At 67.0% G+C, this 10,006-nt stretch carries 9 protein-coding genes; 1 reads left to right on the plus strand and 8 read right to left on the minus strand.

Annotation, left to right across the window (positions count from 1 at the left end; translation table 11 throughout):
• A partial coding sequence (locus tag A5663_RS22355; RefSeq protein WP_068153915.1) for a trehalose-6-phosphate synthase occupies positions 1-1,115 on the plus strand: 1,115 nt, incomplete at its 5' end.
• Here the strand turns inward: A5663_RS22355 and A5663_RS22360 are convergent.
• The 8 genes from A5663_RS22360 to A5663_RS22395 all read right to left on the minus strand — a co-directional run.
• Positions 1,102-1,620: a mammalian cell entry protein gene (locus tag A5663_RS22360; protein ID WP_068153916.1), complete on the minus strand. Its 519-nt coding sequence runs from the start codon at positions 1,618-1,620 to the stop codon at positions 1,102-1,104. The two genes, A5663_RS22355 and A5663_RS22360, sit on opposite strands and share 14 nt — an antisense overlap.
• On the minus strand, positions 1,620-2,357 hold the full coding sequence (locus tag A5663_RS22365) for a mammalian cell entry protein (RefSeq protein WP_068153917.1): 738 nt from the start codon (positions 2,355-2,357) through the stop codon (positions 1,620-1,622). The genes A5663_RS22360 and A5663_RS22365 overlap by 1 nt, the downstream gene beginning before the upstream one ends.
• Positions 2,357-4,099, minus strand: a complete 1,743-nt coding sequence (locus A5663_RS22370; protein WP_068153918.1) for a virulence factor Mce family protein — start codon at positions 4,097-4,099, stop codon at positions 2,357-2,359. The genes A5663_RS22365 and A5663_RS22370 overlap by 1 nt, the downstream gene beginning before the upstream one ends.
• The gene (locus tag A5663_RS22375; protein ID WP_068153919.1) at positions 4,100-5,269 is read right to left on the minus strand and encodes an MCE family protein; all 1,170 of its coding nucleotides are present in this window, start codon (positions 5,267-5,269) and stop codon (positions 4,100-4,102) included.
• The gene (locus A5663_RS22380; RefSeq protein ID WP_068153920.1) at positions 5,269-6,723 is read right to left on the minus strand and encodes an MCE family protein; all 1,455 of its coding nucleotides are present in this window, start codon (positions 6,721-6,723) and stop codon (positions 5,269-5,271) included. The genes A5663_RS22375 and A5663_RS22380 overlap by 1 nt, the downstream gene beginning before the upstream one ends.
• Positions 6,720-7,781: a virulence factor Mce family protein gene (locus A5663_RS22385; RefSeq protein WP_068153921.1), complete on the minus strand. Its 1,062-nt coding sequence runs from the start codon at positions 7,779-7,781 to the stop codon at positions 6,720-6,722. Before A5663_RS22385 ends, A5663_RS22380 begins: the two co-directional genes overlap by 4 nt.
• Positions 7,771-8,808, minus strand: a complete 1,038-nt coding sequence (locus A5663_RS22390) for an MCE family protein (RefSeq protein ID WP_068153922.1) — start codon at positions 8,806-8,808, stop codon at positions 7,771-7,773. The genes A5663_RS22385 and A5663_RS22390 overlap by 11 nt, the downstream gene beginning before the upstream one ends.
• A partial coding sequence (locus tag A5663_RS22395) for an MCE family protein (protein WP_068153923.1) occupies positions 8,808-10,006 on the minus strand: 1,199 nt, incomplete at its 5' end. The genes A5663_RS22395 and A5663_RS22390, both read right to left, overlap by 1 nt.

Raw genomic sequence — 10,006 nt, forward strand, 5'->3', positions numbered from 1 at the left:
GGTGGGACGCCTACGTCGAGGTGAACCGGCGCTTCGCCGAGGCCACCGCGAAGAGTGCCGCACAGGGCGCGACCGTCTGGGTGCAGGACTACCAATTGCAGCTGGTGCCCAAGATGTTGCGTACCCTGCGCCCGGACCTGACTATCGGGTTCTTCCTGCACATCCCCTTCCCGCCGGTCGAGTTGTTCATGCAGATGCCCTGGCGGACCGAGATCGTCGAAGGCCTGCTCGGCGCGGACCTCGTCGGTTTCCACCTGCCCGGCGGCGCGCAGAACTTCCTCATCCTCGCCCGAAGACTGGTGGGCGCCAACACTTCCCGCGCAACCATCGGCGTGCGGTCCCGCTTCGGTGAGATCGACGTCGACTCACGCACTGTGAAGGTCGGCGCCTTTCCGATCTCCATCGACTCGACAGAACTCGACCAGCAGGCCCGCTCCCGGTCGATCCGCCAGCGCGCCAAGGAGATTCGCGGTGAGCTGGGCCGGCCCCGCAAAATCCTGCTGGGGGTCGATCGACTGGACTACACCAAAGGCATCGACGTCCGGCTGCGAGCGTTCTCCGAACTGCTCGCCGAGGGTCGGGTCGACCGCCAGGACACCGTGTTCGTCCAGCTCGCGACGCCCAGTAGGGAGCGTGTCGAGAGCTACATCGAGATGCGCCAGGACATCGAACGTCAGGTCGGCCACATCAACGGCGAGTACGGCGAAGTCGGGCATCCGATCGTGCACTACCTGCACCGCCCGGTGCCGCGCGAGGAGTTGATCGCGTTCTTCGTGGCGGCCGACGTCATGCTGGTGACGCCGCTGCGCGACGGCATGAACCTCGTCGCGAAGGAGTACGTGGCCTGCCGCAGCGACCTTGGCGGTGCCCTGGTGCTCAGCGAGTTCACCGGTGCCGCAGCAGAACTGCGCCAGGCTTACCTCGCCAACCCGCACCATCTCGAGGGTGTCAAGGACGCCATCGAGGCCGCGCTGAACCAGTCACCCGAAGAGGGCAGGCGGCGGATGCGCGCGCTGCGCAGGCAGGTACTCGCGCACGACGTCGACCGTTGGGCGCGAGCGTTTCTCGATGCGCTGGCCGGCACGGAGACCGCGGACACCGCTAGATCGGAGTGATGTACTGGATCAGCCACTTGCCGTCGACCTTCTGGTAGTCGACCCGCAACCGGCTGCCGTCGTAGACCGGCTCCTTCGATTTGTCGGTCACGGTGCGGTTCAGGAAGACCATCACCGAACCTGATTCGCGCTGCGCTGTGAGCACTCCGACGCCGACCACATGGGCCTGGCTGACCAGCTGGCGATCCCGCGCCTGCGGGATGATGTCCTTGGCCGCGCGATCGCGAAACTCCTGGCGGTAGCTCGGCGTGAGCATCGGGTACACCTCGTTGAGCGTCCGTTCCACCGTCTGGTAGTCGTAGCCGAAGACCTTGGGGATCTGCTGAGCGGCCAACGGTCCCAACTCGGTTCGCGCGGCCTGCTCGCCGCGCTGTTCGACGCGGTTCCAGTACAGCGCGCCGCCGACCGCCGCCGACCCGACGAACAGGGCCGCAAGCAGAGCCGACAGCGCGCCGACGAGTCGGGCCGTCCACGATGACTTCGGGCTGCCTGACGAACCGCGCATCAGTTGCCACCGTCGGGGTACTTGAGGTCGTAGGCCGTCATGTGGCCGTTGTCGTCCTCGTGCACGATGACCCGCAACCGATACGGTTTCGACGGTTGGTTGTTGCCGTCGAGATCGGTGACCGTGACCCGCGCCGACACCAGCACTGCGGCGTTGTCGGCGACCTCGTCGACCTTCTCCAGCGCGGCCCCGTTGATCACCGCCTCGGCACTGGCGTTGGTGTCGCGGAACAGCAGCTTGAGGTTCTCGGTGTTGTTGCCCTGCGTCATCATCGCGCGTAGCGGTCCGCTGGTGCTGTTGACGAACCGGTCCACGCTGGCGTCGATGGTGTCCTGCTTGTAGCTGAACATGTTCACCACCAACTGCTTCGCGGTGTCGACGAACTGCTGTTCTCTTGCCTGGACGGCATCACCGTGGCGCTGTTGTACGACCATCAGCGCGCCCAGGCCCACCAGCGCCGCGGTCGCGACGATGGCGACGGGAACGAAGATCGTCGCGACGAGGCGTCGGTTCGGTTGCCTGCGTGGCGGTGGGCCCGCCGGCTTGGCCAACCGGACGCTGATCGGCTTGGCCGAGTCGACGCGCACCGCGGTCGTCGAAGTCCCCGCCGCCGGACCGGCCGCGCGCGACGCACGCCGACGTCCCGTCGGTCTCGGCGCGGTGGCCGTGGTTGTCGTTTCACCGGCCGCTTCGCTGTCCCGGGTATCCGGGTTCGCCGAAGTCGAACCTTCCGTCATTACGCCTGCCTTGGTGCCAACATCAAATCAACCCAGTTCTCTGCGGGCGCCAGTTTGTCAGCTCCGGCCGCGATCACGCCAGTTCCGCCCTCGGGGTCCACGAACTTGCCGTTGCGGTCATAGGTCGCGACCTGCGGGCCGTTGGCGCCCGACGCCATCGGCGGGGCCTCCGCAGGCAGCGGTGGGCCGCCCGCCGGAGGCGGGGCCACGACCGTTCCCGGAGGTGGCGCGGGCGCCGCCGGCGGCGGCGGTGTGCGGCCGTACGGCGGCACCACCTGGTCCGGCGGGGCGAAGAACGGCCACGCGGGAGGCAGCGTCGGCTGGACCTCGTTCGGCGGCACCGGCAGCGGGAACGGCGCGTGCGGCGCTGGACCGGGACCGGGCGCGACACCCGGCGGCAACTGCACCACCGGAGGACCGGGATCGGGATCGACCTGCGGCGGAATGTAGGGGAACTTGTTCGGCGGCAGGATGTTCCGGCCGACCTCGGGCGTGTCGTCCTCCATCGTGTCCATCGGCGTGCCGAGCGGCACCGGCGGCCCGCGCCACGGGTTGTTGCCGATCGGGACGTAACCGCGCGGGTCACGGCACAACTGCACCGTCGGGGCGCGCTTGCCCGGGAACTCCTGGCAGGGATAGTTACGCGCACCGCGCACGACGGCCGGGTCGTTCTGCGGGGTCTTGCAGTACAGGTCCTTGGGCAGTTCGCGCAGCGACTCGTCGGCGGGCGAACGCATCTCGGCAGCCGGGACGAACCCCGTCAGACACGGCGGCGGGTCCTGCAGGTGAATCTTGAAGTCCAACTTGCCGCCCTCGTCGGCGGGCAGGCCGCCGCCGACCGTCAACAAGGCCGCCATCAACGCCGGGAACACCACGAGCGAGTGTTCGAGAGACTTCCGGTAGATGACGCCGATGCGCCCGAAGTTGGCGAGGTTGGCGGCCAGCACCGGGAACGACGGCCGAATGCCGCTGAACAGTTCGTTGGCCTCGGCGGCGGCGCCCGGAACGGTCTGCAACGTCGACCGCAACTGCGGGTCGGCGTTGGCCACTTCCGTGGTGAAACGGGCCAATCCGTCTGCCAGCGAGCGGATGTCGTCACCGCTGCGGATCTGCGCGTCGAGGAACGGGCCCGCCTGGTCGATGAGTTGGTTCACCTGGCCGTAGTTGGCGTTGGCCTCGTCGACGAGCAGCCGCGACGACTCGATCATCCGCGCCAGTTCCGGCCCGGATCCGTTGAACGCCTTGAATGTTTCTCGCAGCAGGTCCTGGATCCGGCTGTCGCCGACGCTGTTGACCAGGTTCTGGGCCTCCTGCAGCAGGCCCGCGACGTCCTGCCCGATCGCGGTGCGGTCCACGCCGATGTTCGAACCGTCGCGCAGCATCGCGCTCGACGGTTTCGCCGGCGGCACGAGGTCGATGTACTGCTCACCGACCGCGGACACGCTCTTGACCGTCGCGGTCGTGTTCTCCGGTACCGGCGTGCCGCTGTTGAGGCGCATCGTGGCGACGACGCTGTCGTCGGTGAGCCCGACAGACTCGACCCGGCCGATCGTCACCCCGCGATACGTCACGTTGGCGTTCTTGTAGAGGCCGCCGCCCGCAGCGAAATCCGCGGTGACCTCATAGGTGCCGATGCCGACCGCGGCCGGCAGCTTCAGGTAGAAGATCGAGATCGCACCGACGGTCAGCACGGTGACGATCGCGAAGATCGACAGCTGGATGCGGGTGAGGCGCGAGAGCATCTAGGAGCCTCCCCCGTGCTGGGTCGCCGTGCCCGGCGGGATCTTGAACGGATCTGCGGCCTGCCCGGACAGGTTGGCCAGCGAGCCCGTCATGAAGTCCGGCGGGGTGATGATCTCATGCATCCGCTTCATGTTCGGGTCGAGGCCCCACGACGTCGTGAACACCGACTCCCCGGTGCGACGCACGGTCAGGTCGAAGGTCGTGTAGACGTTGAGGTAGTCGCCACGGACCGCGTTGCGCAGGTACTTGTAGTGGAACGGGAACGTGGGCAGCAGCTCGAGGTCCTTGATCAGATAATCGGCATTGTCGTTGAACGACTTGATCACCGGGTACAGGTCCTTGAAGTCCGCGGCGAAGTCGTCCTTGGTCTGCTCGAGCATCCGGGAGCCGACCTCGGCGAAGCTGCGCAGCGCGGTGAACGCGTCGACGATGTTGGCGCGGTTGTCGTTGAGCACCTTCAGCGCCCCGGGCAGCGAGTCGAGTGTGCGGCCGAGACTGTCCTGGCTGCGGGCCAGGATTCCGCCGAACCGGTCCAAGCCCTCCATCGCGGCCACGATGTCGGCTGTCTGCCGGTCCAACGACGTGGTCAGCTCCGCCAGCCGGGGCACCAGGTCGGCGAACTGGCCCTGCCGCCCGGCGATCGCGTTGTAGGTCTCGTCTGTGATGTCCTGCAGCGCACCGAGGTTGCCCTTGTTGACCACGACGCCGAGGGACGAGAGAACTTCCTCGGTGGTCGGGTAGCGACCGGTGCGCTCGAGCGGGATTTCCGAGCCGTCCTTGAGCTTTCCGACACCCCGCCCGTCGGCGGGCTCGGCGAGCTCGATGTGCTGCGAACCCAGCAACGAGGTCTGCGCCACCTTCGCGGTCGCGTTCTCCGGCAGCTTGACGTTCTCGTCGAGCGACAACTGGACCGCGGCGTAGAACGTGCCGTCCGACCGCTGCACCGCCTCGATACCGGAAACGCTGCCGACGGTGACGTCGTCGACCATCACCGGCGAGTTCTGCGGCAGCGTCGCCACATCGGGCAACTCCACGGTGATCTTGTACGCACCCGGGCCGTGGCCCGCGGTGCCCGGCATGTTCAGCGAGTTCAGCCCGCCGAACGAGCAGCCCGCCAGCAGCACGGCCAGCGACGGGAACGCAACCGTTTTGCGTAGTGCCTTGCGCATCAGGACCCACCTCCCTCAGCCGGCAGGGGCAGCGGCTCAGGCCCGGGCGCCGGAGCCGGCGCGTCCGGACCCGGCCCTTCGGCGGCCGGTCCGCCCGCGTGCGAGGTGGTCGGGGCAGACGCCGGTTGACCTGGGGCCCCCTGCGGGGTGGGGGGTGCCGCCTCCGGTGCGGGTGGCACGAGCAGCGAGCTGAGATCCATGTTCGCCGACACCTGTGGGGGCTTCGCGCCGGGCGCCGGCTGCCATTGCAGATACGGCACCGGCGTCTTGGCCTTCGCCTCCGTCTCGGGGGTGTCGTAGATGATCTGGCCCTTGTAGGCGGTGATGCTGTTGATCGGGTGGAAGAGCAGCGGTGGATAGTTCATCGCGATGCGCTTGAACACCGGGCCCATGCGCTGACGGCAGATCTCGGTCCGCTTGAAGTTCTCCGGTGTCGGCGCCGCCTCGAAAGCACCGCCGCAGATGAACTGCACCGGGTTGGCGAAGTTCGGCAGCGTCAGCAGGCCGCCCACGGTGCCCTGCGCCGGGTTGTAGATGTTGTAGAAGTTCGACAAGCCGTTGGGCGTGATGTGCAGGACCTGCTCGATGTCCTCGCTGCGCTCGGTGAGGATGCTGGTGAAGTCGGTGAGCTTGTTCACCTGGTCGATGAGCGCGCCGTTGTTCTCGTTGAGGAAGCCCCGCACGTCGGCCAGCGCCTGGTTGAGCGTGCCGAGGGTGGAGTCGAGGTTCGCCGAACTGTCGGCGAGCACCTGCGAGACCGAGGCGACGTGGTTGGAGAACTGCACGATCTGCTCGTTGCTGTTCGACAGCGCGTTCACCAGCACCTGCAGGTTGCGGATGGTGCCGAAGAGGTCGGTGCGCGAGTCGCCGAGCCGGCCGGCGGTCTGCGAGAGCTCCCGCAGCGCCTGGCGGAACGAGTCCCCGTTGCCGTCGAACGTGTCCGCGGCCTGGTTCACGAATGTGCTCAGCGGCCCCTGCACCGAGCCCGGTTTCGGTCCGAGCTGTGCGCTCAACTGGGTGAGCTGCTCTTTGACCTCGTCCCACTCGACCGGCACCGCCGTGCGATCGAGGCCGATCTCGGCGCCGTCCGCCATCGCCGCACCGCCGGTATAGGCGGGGGTGAGCTGAATGAACCTGGCGGACACCAGGTTCGGCGCGATGACGAGCGCCTTCGCGTCGGCGGGGACCAGCACGCCATTGTCCAGCATCATGGTCACCTTCACGTCGCCGGCCCTCGGGTCGATCGACTCGATCTTCCCGACGGGCACACCGACGATGCGGACCTCGTCGCCCGGATAGAGGCCCACCGCCGAGGTGAAGTAGGCCGTGAGCTTGTTGCCGACCCGCGTGGGCCACACCAGGAACACGCCCACCGCCAGCATCAGCACCAGCGCGGCGATCAGTGTCGGCCGCACCCAGGGGCGACGGTTCAGAGTCGAATTCGCTTGCGTCATGGTGACTTCGGCCTAATGATCAGGCGCTCGGAGATGTACCCGCGCAGCATGTCGGCGAGGCTGTCCGGCAGCTTGCCGGGCTGGAAGTAGAAGTCGAGGAGCACCTCGGCGAGCGGAGCGGGCGGCAGCCCGTACAGGTTGATCTGGAATCCGGGGCCCGACCCGACCACCTCACCGAGCGCTGTCGCGTACGGCGGCAGCCGCTTGAGCGCCTCGCTGATGTGCTCACGACGCTCGAGGAGGTTGTCCAGCACCAGGTTCAACTTATCCAATGCGGGCTTGAATTCGCGGCGGTTGTCCGCGACGAAACCCGAAAGCTGTTGGGATACATCGTCGATGCCCGCGATCAGGTTGCTCAGGGCCTGACGCCGCTCGTCGAGTGCCGCGAACAGCATGTTGCCGTCGACGATCAGCTGGTTCACCTGACCGGCACGTTGCGCCAAGGTGTCGGAAACCTTCTTGGCGTGCCCGAGCAGCTGGCCGAGCGCCTCGTCGCGCTTGTTGAGGGTGCGCGACAGGTTGGCCACTCCGTCGAGCGCACCGCGCAGCTGCGGAGTCGCATCGCGCAGCGAGTCGGTGATCGTCTGCAGTGCCTGCTCGAACCGCGGCTTGTCCAGCTCGCTGGCGTTCTGCCCGAGATCCTGCAGCGCGGTGTTCAACGTGTACGGAGTCGTGGTGCGCCCCAACGGGATCACAGTCGACTCCCCGTTGCCCCGCGGTGTGACCGAAAGCGACTTCTCGCCGAGCACGGTGTCGGTCCTGATCGACGCCATGGACTGGTCACCGACCTTGATGTCCCGGTCGACGGTGAAGCGGATCCTGGCGGTGTCCCCCGCCAACTCGACGGCGGTCACCTTGCCGACGTTGATCCCCGACACGTCGACCTCGTTGCCCGGCGTCATCCCGCCCGCATCGGTGAAGTAAGCCTCGTACGGCTTGCCCTGCGGGAAGAACGGAAGGCTGGCGTAGCCGAACGACACCAGCACCAGGCAGGCAACCAGGAAGATCCCGAAGATGCCGGTGCGCAACGGGTTCGAATCATCGGGCCTACTCGACATTCGGCGCACACCTCCCCTTCGACGGATCGGGCGGACCGCCCAGCGGGATCAGGATGTCACTGCCCGCCGGTCCGCTGATCTTCAGCCGCGTCGAGCAGTAGAAGATGTTGAAGAACGAACCATACGCGCCAAGCGCGTTGAGCCGCAGGTAGTTCTCGGCCAGCGGTTCGATCACCTTGTTGACGTCGGCCTTGCGCTCGTCCAGCCGTTGCGCGAGCGGACGGACGTTCTCGATCACGCCCTGTACCGGTCTGCGGGACTTCTGCAACATGTCGGTCAGGCTGTTCTCCGCAGAGGCGAGCGGGGCGATCGCACCCGCGATCGGGTCTCGTCCCTCGGCCAGCCCCGTGATCAGCTTCTGCAGTTGGTCGACGCTGGCGTCGAACTGCGCGCCCTTCTCGTCGACGGTGCCGAGCACGGTGTTGAGGTTGTTGATGACGTCGCCGATGAGTTGGTCGCGCGCCGCGAGGTTCTGGGTGAACGCGCTGGTGGTGGCCAACAGGTTCGACAGGGCACCGCCCTGGCCCTGCAGCAGTTCGATCACTGCGCTGCTGATCTCGTTGATCTTCTGCCCGTCGAGTCCCTTGAGGACCGGCTTCAGACCGCCGAGCAACGCGTCGAGATCGAGCGCGGGCTGCGTGTTCTGCTTGGGGATGGTGCTGCCCGCCGGAAGCTTGCGCAGTTCACCGGGGCCCGAGGTGATCTCCAGATACCGGTCGCCCACCAGGTTCTCGTAGCGCACCACTGCGCGGGAGGAGGTGTACAGCTGGTAGCGCTTGTCGAGGTCGAACGACACGTCGACCGTGTTGTCCGGGTTCAGCTTCACCTCGCCCACGGTGCCGACGGGGACGCCGGCGATCCGCACGTCATTGCCCCCTTTCAGTCGGGAGGCATTGGTGAACGTCGCGTGGTAGCTCTTCTCCGAGGTGAACCGGAACTCGCCGAACACGACCACCAGCATCGCGGCCACCAGAAGCATGATGACAGCGAAGATGCTGACCTTGAGCAACGTCCTCTCGCCGCTCATCAGAAATCATCCCTCTCGGCGAACGCGCCGTTGAACAACCACTGCAGCGTCGACGGCGCGTCGAACTGCACCTCGGTGTTCGGCTGGTACGGGACGTAGGCGTTGTCGGTGACCAGGAACGGGGTGCGGTACCACGAGCCACCGAACTGCTTGCTCGGAACATCCGGCAGGCCACGGCAATTCGGGCCGCCGGTGGCGTTGACGATCGGCAGGCTCTCCGGATATGTGTAAGCCGGCGATCCGGGCAGGAAGTTGGACGCCACGAACAGGCCCGGCCGGATACCGCCGATGACCGGAGCGAACCGGTCGACGGCCAGCGCCGTGCCCTTCAACATGCAGCCGAACTCCGGTGAGTAGTCACCGGCCACCTTCAGCGGCGCTCGCAACCGCTGGATCGCGGCGATGTAGTCGTGCTCGGCCGGTTCAAAGGTGGCGGTTCCGTTGTTGGCCAGCCCGGTGGCGGCCAACAGCGTCGCGTTGAGGTTGTCCTTCTCGTCGACGATCGTGTTGCTGATCGTGGGCGCGTTGTCGATGACGCGCGCGAGGTCCGGGCCGGCGTCGCCGTAGATGTTGGCGACGACGGCGGTCTTGCGCAGATCCTCCTGCAGGGTCGGCAGCCGCGGATTGAGCTGCTGCAGGTAGTAGTTCAGCCCGGCCAGCGTGGCGCCGAGGTCGTCACCGTGACCGCGCAGGCCTTCTCCCAGCGCGCTCAGCGTTCCGTTGAGGTTGATCGGGTCGACCTTGTCCAGCACGTCGGACAGCGTCTGGAACAGGGTGTTGACCTCGAGTTGCACATCCTTGGCCGCGACCGTGGCGTTCGGCCTCAACTGCTGCCCCGACGGGTGGGGCGGCGGGATGAACTCGACGGACTTCGCGCCGAAAACCGTTGTGCTGCCGATGCGCACGCCGGCGTTGGAGGGGATGTAGCGCATCTCGCCGCGTTCGATGGCCAGCGTCAGCTTCGCTTCGTCCCCGGCGTAGTCGATCGACTTGACCTTGCCGACTTGCACCCCCCGGTACTTCACCTTGGCGTCGCGCTCCATCACCAGGCCGGCGCGCGGAGAGGTCACGGTGACGGTGTCGACCGGGGTGAACGCCGCCGTGTACGCCAGGTAGGTGAACACGGTCGCGGCCAACAGGATCGAGAACAGGATCGCCGCGGCGATCCGCACGTGGCTGCGTTTGGTTTCGCTGTCCG

The organism is Mycobacterium sp. E740, assembly GCF_001672895.1.
GTDB lineage: Bacteria > Actinomycetota > Actinomycetes > Mycobacteriales > Mycobacteriaceae > Mycobacterium.